This window comes from Streptomyces sp. 7R007, assembly GCF_054850255.1.
The window spans coordinates 1-13,675 of the sequence record NZ_JBTWMV010000023.1 but is presented as its reverse complement, the minus strand read 5'-3'; the positions used below and the strand labels follow the sequence as shown (position 1 = coordinate 13,675).

General features: G+C 72.0%; 18 protein-coding genes. 7 read left to right on the top strand and 11 right to left on the bottom strand.

Annotated elements, in window-relative coordinates; translation table 11 throughout:
• Window positions 1–16: 16 nt before the first annotated feature.
• Window positions 17–790, top strand: coding sequence for an amino acid ABC transporter ATP-binding protein (locus ACYF6T_RS27165; protein WP_461699777.1), 774 nt, complete (start codon window positions 17–19; stop codon window positions 788–790).
• 30 nt (window positions 791–820) lie between these two features.
• Here the strand turns inward: ACYF6T_RS27165 and ACYF6T_RS27160 are convergent, their stop codons facing one another.
• Window positions 821–2,023: an MFS transporter gene (locus ACYF6T_RS27160; RefSeq protein WP_461699776.1), complete on the bottom strand. Its 1,203-nt coding sequence runs from the start codon at window positions 2,021–2,023 to the stop codon at window positions 821–823.
• A 115-nt stretch (window positions 2,024–2,138) separates the two neighbouring features.
• Window positions 2,139–2,924 (bottom strand): class I SAM-dependent methyltransferase, encoded by a 786-nt coding sequence (locus tag ACYF6T_RS27155; protein ID WP_461699629.1) that lies wholly within the window; start codon window positions 2,922–2,924, stop codon window positions 2,139–2,141.
• A gap of 98 nt (window positions 2,925–3,022) precedes the next feature.
• On the opposite strand from ACYF6T_RS27155, the gene ACYF6T_RS27150 reads away from it, so the two are divergent.
• Entirely contained in the window at window positions 3,023–3,673 is a 651-nt protein-coding gene (locus ACYF6T_RS27150; RefSeq protein WP_461699628.1) for a CGNR zinc finger domain-containing protein, read from the top strand.
• Here ACYF6T_RS27150 and sodX read toward each other — a convergent pair.
• The gene (sodX, locus tag ACYF6T_RS27145) at window positions 3,556–3,990 is read right to left on the bottom strand and encodes a nickel-type superoxide dismutase maturation protease (protein ID WP_461699627.1); all 435 of its coding nucleotides are present in this window, start codon (window positions 3,988–3,990) and stop codon (window positions 3,556–3,558) included. The genes ACYF6T_RS27150 and sodX overlap by 118 nt on opposite strands.
• A 144-nt stretch (window positions 3,991–4,134) precedes the next feature.
• On the opposite strand from sodX, the gene sodN reads away from it, so the two are divergent.
• The gene (gene sodN / locus ACYF6T_RS27140) at window positions 4,135–4,530 is read left to right on the top strand and encodes a superoxide dismutase, Ni (protein WP_189872990.1); all 396 of its coding nucleotides are present in this window, start codon (window positions 4,135–4,137) and stop codon (window positions 4,528–4,530) included.
• Window positions 4,531–4,591: 61 nt separating this feature from the next.
• On the opposite strand, the gene ppk2 is transcribed toward sodN, so the two are convergent.
• Genes ppk2 through ACYF6T_RS27125 form a run of 3 tightly spaced genes read right to left on the bottom strand, consistent with a single transcriptional unit; the run spans window position 4,592 to window position 6,915 of the window.
• Window positions 4,592–5,491 carry a polyphosphate kinase 2 gene (gene ppk2, locus ACYF6T_RS27135; RefSeq protein ID WP_461699626.1) on the bottom strand — a complete coding sequence of 300 codons (900 nt, stop codon included), beginning with the start codon at window positions 5,489–5,491 and terminating at the stop codon, window positions 4,592–4,594.
• 19 nt (window positions 5,492–5,510) lie between these two features.
• Window positions 5,511–5,744: a hypothetical protein gene (locus tag ACYF6T_RS27130; RefSeq protein WP_461699625.1), complete on the bottom strand. Its 234-nt coding sequence runs from the start codon at window positions 5,742–5,744 to the stop codon at window positions 5,511–5,513.
• A 16-nt stretch (window positions 5,745–5,760) separates the two neighbouring features.
• Window positions 5,761–6,915, bottom strand: coding sequence for an inorganic phosphate transporter (locus ACYF6T_RS27125; RefSeq protein WP_461699624.1), 1,155 nt, complete (start codon window positions 6,913–6,915; stop codon window positions 5,761–5,763).
• Window positions 6,916–7,017: 102 nt separating this feature from the next.
• Here ACYF6T_RS27125 and ACYF6T_RS27120 point away from each other — a divergent pair, with 102 nt between their 5' ends.
• From ACYF6T_RS27120 to ACYF6T_RS27110, 3 genes are read left to right on the top strand one after another with little or no spacing between them, the layout of a single operon-like run.
• Window positions 7,018–7,410: a helix-turn-helix transcriptional regulator gene (locus ACYF6T_RS27120; RefSeq protein WP_461699623.1), complete on the top strand. Its 393-nt coding sequence runs from the start codon at window positions 7,018–7,020 to the stop codon at window positions 7,408–7,410.
• A gap of 39 nt (window positions 7,411–7,449) precedes the next feature.
• Window positions 7,450–7,863: a VOC family protein gene (locus tag ACYF6T_RS27115; protein ID WP_461699622.1), complete on the top strand. Its 414-nt coding sequence runs from the start codon at window positions 7,450–7,452 to the stop codon at window positions 7,861–7,863.
• Window positions 7,860–8,594 carry a VOC family protein gene (locus tag ACYF6T_RS27110; RefSeq protein WP_461699621.1) on the top strand — a complete coding sequence of 245 codons (735 nt, stop codon included), beginning with the start codon at window positions 7,860–7,862 and terminating at the stop codon, window positions 8,592–8,594. Before ACYF6T_RS27115 ends, ACYF6T_RS27110 begins: the two co-directional genes overlap by 4 nt.
• On the opposite strand, the gene ACYF6T_RS27105 is transcribed toward ACYF6T_RS27110, so the two are convergent.
• The 5 genes from ACYF6T_RS27105 to ACYF6T_RS27085 form a co-directional block, all read right to left on the bottom strand.
• Entirely contained in the window at window positions 8,573–8,926 is a 354-nt protein-coding gene (locus tag ACYF6T_RS27105; protein WP_461699620.1) for a DUF952 domain-containing protein, read from the bottom strand. The genes ACYF6T_RS27110 and ACYF6T_RS27105 overlap by 22 nt on opposite strands.
• 96 nt (window positions 8,927–9,022) lie before the next feature.
• The gene (locus tag ACYF6T_RS27100) at window positions 9,023–9,217 is read right to left on the bottom strand and encodes a hypothetical protein (protein ID WP_461699619.1); all 195 of its coding nucleotides are present in this window, start codon (window positions 9,215–9,217) and stop codon (window positions 9,023–9,025) included.
• Window positions 9,218–9,244: 27 nt separating this feature from the next.
• Entirely contained in the window at window positions 9,245–9,838 is a 594-nt protein-coding gene (locus ACYF6T_RS27095) for a GNAT family N-acetyltransferase (protein ID WP_461699618.1), read from the bottom strand.
• A gap of 204 nt (window positions 9,839–10,042) precedes the next feature.
• Entirely contained in the window at window positions 10,043–11,122 is a 1,080-nt protein-coding gene (locus tag ACYF6T_RS27090) for a family 2 encapsulin nanocompartment cargo protein polyprenyl transferase (protein ID WP_461699616.1), read from the bottom strand.
• A gap of 113 nt (window positions 11,123–11,235) precedes the next feature.
• Window positions 11,236–12,642 carry a family 2B encapsulin nanocompartment shell protein gene (locus tag ACYF6T_RS27085; RefSeq protein ID WP_461699614.1) on the bottom strand — a complete coding sequence of 469 codons (1,407 nt, stop codon included), beginning with the start codon at window positions 12,640–12,642 and terminating at the stop codon, window positions 11,236–11,238.
• Window positions 12,643–12,936: 294 nt separating this feature from the next.
• On the opposite strand from ACYF6T_RS27085, the gene ACYF6T_RS27080 reads away from it, so the two are divergent.
• Window positions 12,937–13,527: an N-acetylmuramoyl-L-alanine amidase gene (locus ACYF6T_RS27080; RefSeq protein ID WP_461699612.1), complete on the top strand. Its 591-nt coding sequence runs from the start codon at window positions 12,937–12,939 to the stop codon at window positions 13,525–13,527.
• Window positions 13,528–13,675: the final 148 nt, after the last annotated feature.

Sequence of the window (13,675 nt, the reverse complement as noted above, 5' to 3'; positions counted from 1 at the left end):
CGACAAGGGCGACACGATGCGCGACACGAGCGTCCCCATGGTCAAGGCCGAGGGCGTCCACAAGAACTTCGGTCAGGTCGAGGTGCTCAAGGGCATCGACCTGGAGGTGCGCTCGGGCGAGGTCTTCTGCCTGATCGGCCCCTCCGGCTCGGGCAAGTCGACCTTCCTGCGGTGCATCAACCACCTGGAGAAGATCAACGCCGGGCGGCTGTACGTCGACGGGGAGCTCGTCGGCTACCGCCAGAAGGGCGACAAGCTGTACGAGCTCAAGGACAGCGAGGTGGCCCTCAAGCGCCGGGACATCGGCATGGTCTTCCAGCGCTTCAACCTGTTCCCGCACATGACCGCGCTGGAGAACGTCACCGAGGCGCCGGTCCAGGTCAAGGGCGTGCACAAGAGCGAGGCCCGGGACCGCGCGAAGCAGCTGCTGGACCGGGTGGGGCTGGCCGACAAGGCCGGCAACTACCCCTCGCAGCTCTCCGGCGGCCAGCAGCAGCGGGTCGCCATCGCCCGGGCGCTGGCCATGGACCCCAAGCTGATGCTGTTCGACGAGCCGACCTCGGCCCTGGACCCGGAGCTGGTCGGCGACGTCCTCGACGTCATGCGCGACCTGGCCGAGTCCGGCATGACGATGATCGTCGTCACCCACGAGATGGGCTTCGCCCGCGAGGTGGGCGACAGCCTCGTCTTCATGGACGGCGGCGTGGTGGTCGAGTCGGGCCATCCCCGCGAGGTGCTGACCAACCCGCAGCACGAGCGGACACAGTCGTTCCTGTCCAAGGTGCTCTGAGGGCCGAGGTGCTCTAGCGGCCGAGGTGCTCTAGCGGTACGACGACGAAGGGGCGGTACGGGATGTCCGTGCCGCCCCTCGTCGTGCCGCCCCGCCGCGGGCCGCGACGGCCATGACGGCCAGGCCGGCCGTCACGATGCCGGCGCCGACGTAGAGCGGTGCCGTGTAGCCCAGGCCCGCGGAGAGGGCCGCCCCGCCGAGCCAGGCGCCGAGGGCGTTGCCGACGTTGGAGGCGGAGACGTTGGCGCTGGCGGCCAGGGCGGCGCCGTGGGCCGCGTCGGTGACCCGGGTGATCATGCCGGGCACGCTCGCGAAGCCGAACAGGCCCGTCAGGAACACCAGGATCACCGAGGCGACGGGGCTGGAGGCGAGCCGGCCGAACACGGCCAGGGTGACGGCGAGTCCGAACAGGGCGAGGACCAGGGTGCGGTCCCGGTCCCGGTCGGCCGCGCGTCCGCCGACGACGTTGCCGACGACCAGCCCGGCGCCGTACACCATCAGCAGCCAGGCGACGTCCGCCGGTGCGAAGCCGCCGACCTCGGTGAAGGTGTAGGCGAGGTAGCTGAACGCGCCGAACATGCCGCCGTAGCCCAGCGCGGTGGCCGTCAGGGTCAGCCAGACCTGCCAGGACCGGAAGGCGCGCAGCTGGGCCCGCAGACCGGTGGGCGCGGCCGTCGCCGTCTCCCCCGCGCCGCCGGGCACGAGCGCGGCGATCCCCGCGAGCGCCAGCACGCCGATCGCGGTGACCGCCCAGAAGGCCGCCCGCCAGCCCCAGCGTTCGCCGACCAGCGCGCCGAAGGGCACGCCGAGGACGTTCGCCACCGTCAGCCCGGCGAACATCACGGCCACCGCCCGGGACCTGCGCTCCGGCGCCACCATCGCACGGGCGACCAGTGAACCGATGCCGAAGTACGAGCCGTGGCACAGCGCCGCCACGATCCGCCCGAGCAGCATCACCGTGTAGCTGGGCGCGACGGCGGACAGCAGGTTGCCGGCGACGAACAGCCCCACCAGGCCGGTCAGCACGCTCTTGCGGGGCAGCCGGGCCGTCGCCGCGGTCAGCGCGATCGCGCCGACGGCGACGGCGAGCGCGTACCCGGAGATCAGCCGGCCGGCCGCCGCCTCGGACACCGCGAAGTCCGACGCCACCTGCGGCAGCAGCCCGGCGATCAGGAACTCGGTCAGCCCGATGCCGAAGCCGCCGAGGGCCAGGGCGAGCAGTCCGCCCGGCATCCGCCGCGGTCCGGTGGGGCCGGGTGTGGCACGTTCGGACATGGCCCCACGGTCACGTCCCGGTGCCCGCCGCGTCCATGGACAAAGACCGGCGGCACTTGGACGAACGGGTGCATCACTTCAGCGCCAGCAGCAGCGTGTCGGACGGCGAGCACCACACCGGCCGCGCCTCGCCGAACCCCTTCTCGCGCAGCACGCGCGCGTGCCAGGCGGCGGAGGGCATCTCGCCGTCGGCGTGGGCGCCGTAGATCTCGAAGCGGCGGGCGGTGGGCGCGGCGAGGACCGGGTCCTTGGCCGCGAGGGCCCACCACTCGGCCCAGTCGAGGGCGCCGTGGCGCATGGCCCGGTCCATGCGGGCGCGGCTGTGGGTGGCCTCGGTGGCGTTGATGCGGGGTGTGGTGTCGTCGGGCATGTGGTCGGCGTTCAGGAAGACGCCGCCGTAGCGGACGAGTCCGGCGATCTGGCCGTAGAGCGCCTGGAGGGGCTCGGTGCGCAGCCAGTGCAGGGCGGTCGCGGTCAGCACCGCGTCGTAGGTGTCGTACGGCAGCAGGGCGGGCCAGTCGGGGTCCTTGAGGTCGGCCTCGACGAGCGTGACGCGGTCGTCGCCGGCGAAGGTGCCGCGCGCGATGGTGAGCAGGGCCGGGTCGAGGTCGACGCCGGTGCTGGTGGCGCCGGGGAAGCGGGCGAGCAGCCGGGCGGTGATGCTGCCGGTGCCGCAGGCGAGGTCGAGGACGCGGGGTTCGGGGCCGACGAAGGCCTCGACCATGTCGAGCATGATCCGGAACCGTTCCTCGCGGTCCGGCATGTACCACTCCTGCTGCCGGTCCCAGCTCTCCTGCCAGCCCTGCCAGTCGGTGCCGACGGTGTCCGTGCCGGCGGTGCCGGTGATGTCGATGGCCATGGAACCCCCTCTCCACTCGCCCGCGTAATACCCTTTGAGCGCAGGCAGCCGTTACTACTCCGCTCCACGACCATAGAGCCCCTCCGTAAGGACCACAAGTGGAACTGGCCTATTACTCGGACTACGCCGTACGCCTCGTCAACAGCGAGGAACCGGCCCGGGGCAAGGACACCCTGACCTCCGTCGAGGCGGTCCGCGACCTGTTCGGCGCCAACGCGTCGGCCGCCCGGCGCGCGACCGACGCCGACGTGACGCGCTTCCGCTCGGTGCGGGCGCGGCTGCGCGCGGTCTTCGAGGCCGCCGACAAGGGGGAGGAGACGCTGGCGGTCGACCTGCTCAACTCGCTGCTGCTGGAGTTCCCGGTCAGCCCGCAGATCTCCGGCCACGACCACCGGGACGACAACGGCCGCCCGCTGTGGCACATGCACCTGGCGGACCACCCGTCCAACGCGACCGCCGGCTACGCGGCCATCGCGGCGATGGGCCTGGCCTTCCACCTCACCGAGTACGGCGTGGACCGCCTGGGCCTGTGCGAGGCGCCGCCGTGCCGCAACGCCTACCTCGACACCTCCACCAACCGCTCCCGGCGCTACTGTTCCGACCGCTGCGCCACGCGCGCGAACGTGGCCGCCTACCGGGCCCGCAAACGCCTGGAGGCCGACCGGTCGGGCAGCACCGGCCTGGCGGCCGACAGCGCCCAGCGGGCCAGCGCCAGCGGCGAGCGCCGACCGGCGGCCGGCGGCCGGTAGCGGAAGCGGACCTTGCCCAGGATCAGGTCGTCGGGCACGACGCCGTAGTCGTTGCTGTCGCTGCCCGCGTACGCGTTGTCCGCGAGCACCCACCAGCCGCCCTGGCGGCGCTCCACGGCCCGCTTGACGATGAGCAGGTCCTGCTGGAACGGATGGCGCAGGACGACGATGTCACCCGGCCTGATCCGGCCCGTGTGCCGGACCAGCAGCCAGTCGCCGTGATACAGCGTGGGCACCATCGACGGCCCGGTCACCTCGACCCAGCGGAAGGGCTGCACCACCCCGCCCTGCTCCGTCTCCTGCGACAGCTCCGGCATCGCCGGCACCTCCCCGGTCGTTCCTCCACCAGTCTCAGTCTGACCCTGGACTTTTGTCCTAAGCCCATGGGGGCACTCGCGAATTAGCCTCTCCCAGGGAGTAATGTCGCACCTGAGAAGACGATCACGAGGAAGGATTGCTTCATGCTTTCCCGCCTGTTTGCCCCCAAGGCCAAGGTCAGCGCCCACTGCGACCTGCCCTGCGGCGTGTACGACCCGGCCCAGGCCCGCATCGAGGCGGAGTCGGTGAAGGCCGTCCAGGAGAAGATGGCCGGCAACGACGACCCGCACTTCCAGGCGCGTGCCACCGTCATCAAGGAGCAGCGCGCGGAGCTGGCCAAGCACCACGTCTCCGTGCTCTGGAGCGACTACTTCAAGCCCCCGCACTTCGAGAAGTACCCGGAGCTGCACCAGCTGGTCAACGACACCCTGAAGGCCCTCTCGGCCGCCAAGGCGTCCACCGACCCGGCCACCGGCCAGAAGGCCCTGGACTACATCGCCCAGATCGACAAGATCTTCTGGGAGACCAAGAAGGCCTGACCCGGCGCGACTTGTACGGAGGGGTCGTACGGACACCCGTACGACCCCTCCGTGCTGCCGGTCAGCGGGCGTCGTCGTCCTCGCCCTCCTCCAGCAGCCCGGCCGCGGCGCCCACGATGCGCGGGTCGGGGCTGCCGACGACCTCCTCGTCCTTGCCGGTGTAGTCGAAGCGGGCCAGCACGCTGCGCATGGCCTCGACGCGGGCGCGCTTCTTGTCGTTGCTCTTGACCACCGTCCAGGGGGCGTGATCGGTGTCGGTCTCGCGGAACATGGCGACCTTCGCGGCGGTGTAGTCGTCCCAGCGGTCCAGCGAGGCGAGGTCCATGGGGCTGAGCTTCCACTGCCGTACGGGGTCGACCTGACGGATCGTGAAGCGGGTGCGCTGCTCGCTCTGCGAGACCGAGAACCAGAACTTCACCAGGTCGATGCCGTCGTCCACCAGCATCCGCTCGAACAGCGGGGCCTGGCGCATGAAGCGCCGGTAGTCGTCGTCCGAGCAGAAGCCCATCACCCGCTCCACGCCGGCCCGGTTGTACCAGGAGCGGTCGAACAGCACGATCTCGCCCTCGGTCGGCAGGTGTTCGACGTACCGCTGGAAGTACCACTGCCCGCGCTCGCGCTCGGTCGGCTTCTCCAGCGCCACGACCCGGGCGCCGCGCGGATTGAGGTGCTCGGTGAAGCGCTTGATGGTGCCGCCCTTGCCGGCCGCGTCCCGTCCCTCGAAGACGATGACGATCCGGCGCCCGGTCTGCTTGACCCAGTTCTGCAGCTTCAGCAGCTCGATCTGCTGGAGCCGCTTGTGCCATTCGTACTCCTTGCGCTCCATGCGGTGCGCGTACGGGTAGTTCTCCCGCCAGGTGTCGATGGGCGAGCCGTCCGGGCGGATCAGCACGGGGTCGTCGGGGTCGGTGTAGTCGACCTTCAGGTCGGAGAGTCCGGCCAGCAACGGCGGTGTCGTCATGCTTGTCCTCGCCTCCCGCTCAGTGGAACTGCGGCACGATCAGATAGATCCCGTACGCCACCACGGCCGCGCACGCCAGGAAGCACAGGCCCGCCTGGGCCATGCCGAGCGACGAGGTGCCGTCGCCCTCCTCGCGCGCGCCCTCGTAGCGGGCGAGGCCGAGGACACCGAAGGCGAAGACGACGACCACGGCCACGGTGACGCCGAGGCTCACCCCGGCCACCTTGCCGAGGGCGTTCCAGTCCAGATCCATCGCAGGGCTCCCTTGCTCAGGCGGCCGTGCCGACGCCGGCCGGAGCCGGGGTGCGGACGGCGACCTCGTGGTGGTCGTTGACGTTGTCGGCGTGCACCGGGTTGCGGCGCGAGAGCAGGACGACGCCCGCGGCCAGGGCGGCGGCGACCAGGGCGACGACGGCGGTCCCGGCGTTGCCGCCGTGCTTGACCGCGCTCGCCGCGAGACCGCCGACCAGGGCGGCGGCGGGCAGCGTGATCAGCCAGGCGGCGACCATCCGGCCGGCGACGCCCCAGCGGACCTCGGCCAGGCGCCGGCCCAGACCGGCGCCGAGGATGCTGCCCGAGGCGACGTGGGTGGTGGAGAGGGCGAAGCCCAGGTGGGCGGAGGAGAGGATGACGGCGGTGGAGGCCGTCTCGGCGGCGAAGCCCTGCGGGGACTGGATCTCGGTGAGGCCCTTGCCCATGGTGCGGATGATGCGCCAGCCGCCGAGGTAGGTGCCCAGGCCGATGGCGAGGCCGGCCGAGGCGATCACCCAGGCCGGCGGGCCGGCGTCGTGGCCGAGGGCGCCGGCGGAGATCAGGGTCAGGGTGATGACGCCCATCGTCTTCTGGGCGTCGTTCGTGCCGTGCGCGAGCGAGACCAGCGAGGCGGAGGCGATCTGCCCGAGCCTGAAGCCCTTGGTCACGGACGTGTCCCGGGCGCGGGCGGTGAGCTTGTAGGCGAGGTAGGTGGCGATGAGGGCGGCGACACCGGCGACGACCGGGGAGGCCACGGCGGGGATGAGGATCTTCTCGACAACCTTGTCGAAGTGCACGCCGTGGGACCCGGCGCCGACCCACACGGCGCCGATCAGACCGCCGAACAGCGCGTGCGACGAGCTGGAGGGCAGCCCGACGAGCCAGGTCAGCAGGTTCCACAGGATCGCCCCGACGAGGCCCGCGAAGATCATCCCCGGGCTGACGAGGGTGTCGTCGACGATGCCCCCGGAGATCGTCTTGGCGACCTCGGTGGACAGGAAGGCGCCGACGAGGTTGAGGACTCCACTCACCAGGACGGCGACCTTCGGCTTGAGCGCTCCCGTCGCGATGGACGTGGCCATCGCATTCGCCGTGTCGTGGAACCCGTTGGTGAAGTCGAAGGCCAGAGCCGTGACGATGACGACCGCCACGAGGAACGTGATGTGGTCCATCCCCCAAGGGGAACAAGCGCTTTCGTACGGCAGACGAACTGGAGGCAAAGCCCGCTTCAGGACCACGCGCCGAGCCGGTGAGGATCGTGCAATCCTGGCGAGGTGAACCGCGATGATCTGGTACGTCTGCGGCAGGCGCGCGACCGCATGGACCGCGAGTACACCGAACCGCTCGACATGGCGGCGCTCGCCCGTACGGCGCTGATGTCGCCGGGCCACTTCCAGCGCAGCTTCCGGGCCGCCTACGGCGAGACGCCGTACGCCTATCTGATGACCCGGCGCGTCGAGCGCGCCAAGATGCTGCTGCGGCGCGGCGACCTGTCGGTGACCGACGTCTGCATGGCGGTCGGCTGTACGTCCCTCGGCTCGTTCAGCGCCCGTTTCACCGAGCTGGTCGGCGAGACGCCGAGCTCCTACCGGGCCCGCTCGCACGAGGAGAGCGCGGTGATCCCGCCCTGCGTGGCGCGCGCGTACACGCGCCCGAGACGGACGTGAGGAACCGTCCGGCACCGGAATCGACCTTAGGTTGGACCCATGGACCTGAAGCTGCACACCTGTTTCGTCGCCGTCGACGACCACGACAAGGCGATCGCGTTCTACTGCGACGTCCTGGGTCTGGAGATCCGCAACGACGTGAAGTACGAGGGCATGCGCTGGGTGACCGTCGGGTCACCGCTCCAGCCGGACGTGTCGATCGTGCTGGAGCCGCCCGCGGCCAACCCCGACCTCTCCCCCGCCGACCGGGACGCGATGGAGCAGTTGCTGGCCAAGGGCGTGCTGCGCGGGGTCAACTTCACCACCGAGGACTGCGACGCCCTCTTCGCCCGCGTCCGGGAATCCGGCGCCGAGATCCTGCAGGAGCCGATGGACATGCCGTACGGGGTGCGGGACTGCGCGTTCCGGGACCCGGCGGGGAACATGCTGCGGTTCATGGAGCGCAAGGGATGAGCCGGCGGGTCCGCTGGACCCACGCGTTCGTCGACCGGCCCTTGGCGCGCTTCGATCGTGCCTGCGCGTTCTGGACGGCGGTGACGGACCCGCGGTTGTCCGAACGGCGCGGGGAGCGGCAGGAGTTCGTGACCCTGCTGCCGGACGACGCGCACGCGGCCGTGAAGGTGCAGGGGGTGGTCTCGGGCGAGGGCGGCGCTCATCCGGACTTCGCGGTCGAAAACGTGCCGGCGTTCGTGGAGGCGTCGCTGCGCCGGGGGGCGTCACTGGTCGCCGGACACGCTCGCTGGGCGGTGCTCGGCTCGCCCGCCGGGCAGCCCTTCTGCGTCGGCCCGTGGGAGCGGGGCGAGTCCGTCCGGCCGCCCGTCGTGCGCGGCAGCCGCCTCGACCAGGTCTGCCTCGACGTCCCGCCCTCCGCGTTCGACGCCGAAGTCGGCTTCTGGAGCGGCCTGCTGGACGGCTGGGAGTCCCGGCCGGGGTCGCCGGCGGAATTCCATGTGCTGGTGCAGCCGGCCGGGCTGCCGATCCGCGTCCTGCTGCAACGCCTCGACGGGGAACGGGAGCCGGGCGCCCACCTCGACCTCGCCTGTGCGGAGGTCGAGGCGACCCGCGCGGAGCACGAGCGGCTGGGCGCGCGGTTCGTCGCCCGCCACTCCACGTGGACGGTGATGCGTGATCCGGCCGGCGGGCTGTACTGCCTGACCGGCCGTCACCCGGAGTGCGTCGGCTGACGCCACTGCCACTCCTCGACGCCGACGACCGCGGTCACCGGGATCGGGCCGTAGACGTGGGGGAACTCCTCGCCGCCGGGCTTGCTCGCCTCGTACCTCAGCGGGGCGTCGAGCCGGTCCGGGGCGATGACCAGGACCACCAGGTCGTCGGCGCCGGTGAAGAAGCGGGCGGCCGTGGCGGGCAGCTGGGCGCGGGTGGAGCAGTGGATGAAGCCCTCCTGTTGGAGGGTGCGGCCACGGGTGGAGATCTCGTACGTGCCCTTCGCGCGGGCCTCCTCCCACAGGGCGCGTTCGGTCAGGTGCAGGATCGGGGACGGGCGCGGGTCGCTCATGCGCTCACGTTACGGCCTCGGCCGGGCCGCCCTGCCCTGGAGACACCGCTGCTCGGGCAGGCTCGTCGGAGCCGGGTCCGGATTTCCGGTACCGGTTCAGGATGTGTTCGCGGCGTTCTCCCCGCGCTCGTCCCCGGGGTGGGCGCCCGCGGGGACGTAGGCCGCGCACTCGGGGTTGTGGCAGGGGCCCGGCACCCATCTCGGGACCCACGCGCCCAGCGTCCTGTGGCGCCGCACGACCGTCTCCACGGGCTGTCCGCAGACGGGGCAGACGTGTGCGTCTGTGTCCATGCCCCCAGGGTAGGCCGCCAGGCCGGCTCAGGCGCGGGGCTCGCGCCACATCGGCCACATGAGCGGGCCGTCGGGGAGCCGGAGCGGGGCGCCGGTGTCGGCGAAGCCGAGGCGCTGGTACAGCGCGCGGCTGCGGGCGCTGCTGGCCTCCAGGTAGGCGGGCAGGCCCTCGCGGTCGCAGCGGTCGAGGACGCCGGAGATCAGCGCGGTGCCCAGGCCCTCGCCCTGGCGGGCGGGTGACACGCCGATCATCCACAGGTACTCGTGGGCGCGGCCCGCGGGGTGGATGTCCTGGGTGAGCCTGCCGATCAGCTCGACGCGCTCGTTGTCCGGGTCGACGGCGGCGCGCAGCCGGGCGGGGCCGTCGTCGTCCGGCTCGTGCGCGTCGGCGGGCGTGGGCAGCCACAGCGCGCAGGCGTTGCCGTCCTCGGTGACGTGGACGCGTCCCTCGGCGAGGACGGCGTCGGTGAAGGCGGCCATCAGCCGCGGGTGTGCCCGGCGGCGGTGCTCGGTGCCGGGGAAGACCCAGTTGCTGACCGGGTCGTCCTGGAACGCCTCGTCCAGCAGCCGGATCACCAGCTCGCGGTCGACGTCGTCCGCCGTCCGGATCGCCACGCCCATGTGCTCCCCCTCCGTCTGAAACAGCCCTGGACTCACGGAAGTTGAGACTAGCGGGTGGCACGGGGCAAGCGGGCGGTCCCGCACACCGTGGGGCTGTGCAGGACCGGCCCGGCCCGGAGCCCCGCCCACCGCGCGGGGTCAGGAGCCGCGCGGCGGAGGGGGGCTCCGGGGGTCCTCGGGGCCTGGGGCGACCGCCGCGAGCGCCTAGCCGGTGCGGCGGGTGACGAACTCGGACAGGGCCAGCAGACCGCCCGCCGCCTCCGGGGCGGGGACCGCGCGGGACAGCTCCTGCATCGCCCGGGCCATTCGGTCGGCCGCCTGGGCCTGCGCCCAGTCGCGTCCGCCGGCCCGCTCCACGGCGAGGGCGGTGCGCTCCAGATCCTCCTTCTCGGTGTGCGGCGCCCGGTACAGCCCGGCCAGCTCCGCGGCCGCCGGGGTGCCCGAGGTGAGCGCGGCGACCACGGGCAGGGACTTCTTGCGGGCGGCCAGGTCGGCCCCGGCCGGCTTGCCGGTGCGGTGCGGGTCGCCCCATATCCCGATGACGTCGTCGATCAGCTGGAAGGCGAGCCCGGCCTCGCGGCCGAACGCGTCCAGCGCCTCGACGTCCGCCCGCTCCGCGCCCGCGTACAGCGCGCCCAGCGCACAGGCGCACCCCAGCAGCGCGCCGGTCTTGGCCTCGGCCATCGTGAGCACCTCGTCGAGGGTGACCTCGCCGGGGTCGCGCCGCTCCAGCGCCGTGTCGGCGTGCTGGCCGGCGCAGAGTTCGACGACACAGGCGGCGAGCCGGGCGGCGGCCGCCGCGGACGCCGGGTGCGGGTCCTCGGCGAGCAGGCCGAGGGCGAGGGCCTGCAGGGCGTCCCCGGCGAGGATCGCGTCGGCGTCGCCGAACACGGTCCAGGCGGTGGGGCGGTGGCGGCGGGTGGTGTCGCGGTCCATCACGTCGTCGTGCAGCAGCGTGAAGTTGTGCACCAGCTCCACCGCCGCGGCGGCCCGTACGGCGCTGGTGCGCGCCCTCGGCCCGCCGAGCGCGGCGGCCGCGGCGAGGACGAGCGCCGGGCGTATCGCCTTGCCCGCGTTGCCCGCCGCCGGGGTGCCGTCGGCGTGCTCCCAGCCGAAGTGGTAGAGCGCGACGCGGCGCATGGAGCCGGGCAGCGAGTCGAGCGCGGCGCGCAGCTCGGGGTCGACGAGGGCCCGGGTGCGCTCCAGGATCGCCGCCGCCTCGTGGCCGTCCGGCGGCTGCGCTGCGGCGGTGTGCGGTCGGGTACGCGTCGTGAACTCGGCCATGGGGTCCCCCTCGGTCAGTCCGCGGACGGTGGCGCTTCCGCTTGGGCTGGGCGCGTACGACCGGGACCTACCCTCCGCCATGGCCGAGGACACCGCTCCGAGGTGCAGAAACGTCACCTCCAGCGGCCGATCTCTACGTTCTCCAGCACCCCGAGCGCGTCCGGCACGAGGACCGCCGCCGAGTAGTAGGCCGTCACCAGGTACTTGATGATCGCCTGTTCGTTGATGCCCATGAAGCGCACGGACAGGCTCGGCTCGATCTCGTCCGGGATGCCGGCCTGCCTCAGGCCGATGACGCCCTGCTCCTCCTCGCCGACACGCATCGCGATGATCGACGTCGTACGGGCCTCGGTGACCGGGATCTTGTTGCACGGGAAGATCGGCACCCCGCGCCAGGTGGGGATGCGGTTGCCGGCCATGTCGATGGTCTCCGGCACCAGTCCGCGCTTGTTCAGCTCGCGGCCGAACGCGGAGATCGCGCGCGGATGGGCGAGGAAGAACTTCGTGCCGCGCCGCCGGCTCAGCAGTTCGTCCATGTCGTCGGGGCTGGGCACGCCGTCGTGCGGTTGCAGCCGCTGGTCGTACTCGCAGTTGTTGAGCAGTCCGAACTCGCGGTTGTTGACGAGCTCGTGCTCCTGGCGCTCCTTGAGCGCCTCGACCGTCAGCCGGATCTGCTGTTCGGTCTGGTTCATCGGCTGGTTGTACAGGTCGGCCACGCGCGTGTGGATGCGCAGGACGGTCTGGGCGACGCTGAGCTCGTACTCGCGCGGCCGTGCCTCGTAGTCGACGAAGGTGTGCGGGATGTCGGGCTCGCCGGTGTGGCCGGCCGCGAGGTCGATCTCCTTCTCGCCGTACTTGTTGGTGCGCTGCTCGGGGATGGTGCGCACGTCCTGGAGGTGCTCGCGCAGGGCGTCGGAGCGCTCGGCGACCTGTTCGACGTCCTGGCGGGACAGCACCAGCACCGTGCAGGCGGTGACCGCGCGGGTGGTGCACTCCCACACGGCGTCGGGGCCGAGCAGGGCGGCGTCGCCGAAGTAGGCGCCGTCGGCGAGCACGCCGAGGACGGCGTCGTCGCCGTAGGGGCCCGTGCCGACCTTCTCCACCCTGCCGTGCGCCAGCAGGTACACCTCGTCGGTCGGGCTGCCCGACTCGGCGATCACGTCGCCGGGCGCGAACTCCTGCTGCCGGCAGCGCCGGGCCAGCTCGGAGAGCACCTCCTCGTCCTCATAGTCGCGCAACGCGGGCAGTTCGCCCAGTTCCGCGGGGATGACCTCGACGCGGTCGCCGGTCTTCACGAACGTGATGCGTCCGTCCCCGACGGCGTAGGTCAGTCGGCGGTTCACCCGGTAGGTGCCGCCCTGCACGTTCACCCACGGCAGCATGCGCAGCAGCCAGCGCGAGCTGATCTCCTGCATCTGGGGTGTGGACTTGGTCGTGGTGGCCAGGTTCCGCGCGGCGGCCGTACCGAGACTCTGCTGCGGCCTGCTCTGCTCCGTACGGACCTCTTCGCCTACCGACATAGAGAATTGCCCTCCCGGTCATGCGCCGGCACCGATCTGGGCCGGGCATCGCGATCTGCACGGCAAAGCCTTCCATCACGGAGCGTGCTCGTGCTATTACACGAAAGAGCGGGAATGGATCATCGGCGCGCTGGGCACACCGGGGCGTTTCCGTCGAGCGGGCCGGACCCACGCCGTGGCCGGATCCAATCGCTCGCGACGGGAACGATGTGTGACCGTCACCTTACTTTCGGTAAACACCCGGCACGAGCGGCCGCGCCCGGCGGCCGTCGGCACGGTGTGAAGGAGGCGGTCATGGCGACACCCATGTCCGCGAGCGCTTTTCTGGACGGTCTCCGGGCGGAGGGCGTCACGGTCGTCGAGGTGGGCGACTGGGAGCATCACAACCGCAACCACAAGGGGCCCTGGGGCCCGGTGCACGGCGTGATGATCCACCACACGGTGACCAGCGGCGCCGAGCGGACCGTCGAGCTGTGCCGGGACGGCTACGCGGAGCTGCCCGGTCCGCTGTGCCACGGCGTGATCACCAAGGACGGCACGGTCCATCTGGTCGGCTACGGCCGCGCCAACCACGCGGGTCTCGGCGACGACGACGTACTGCGCGCGGTGATCGCCGAGAAGGCGCTGCCGCCGGACAACGAGGCGAACACCGACGGCAACCGCCACTTCTACGGCTTCGAGTGCGAGAACCTCGGCGACGGCGTCGACCCATGGCCCGACGCGCAGCTGGAGGCGATCGAGAGGGCCGCGGCGGCGGTGTGCCGGTACCACGGCTGGACGGAGCGGTCGGTCATCGGGCACCTGGAGTGGCAGCCGGGGAAGGTGGATCCGCGCGGGTTCACGATGACGTGGCTGCGCGAGCGGATCCACGAACGCCTGAAGTGACACCGCAGGTGCCGACGGCCGGGCGACCGGCCGCCACCCCCGGATCACCATGGCCGGGTGACCGCCCCCGACATCCGAGCCGCAAAGGCCGGGTGACCAGCCCCAACCCCCCGGATCACCACGGCCGACTGACCAGCACCGACACCCG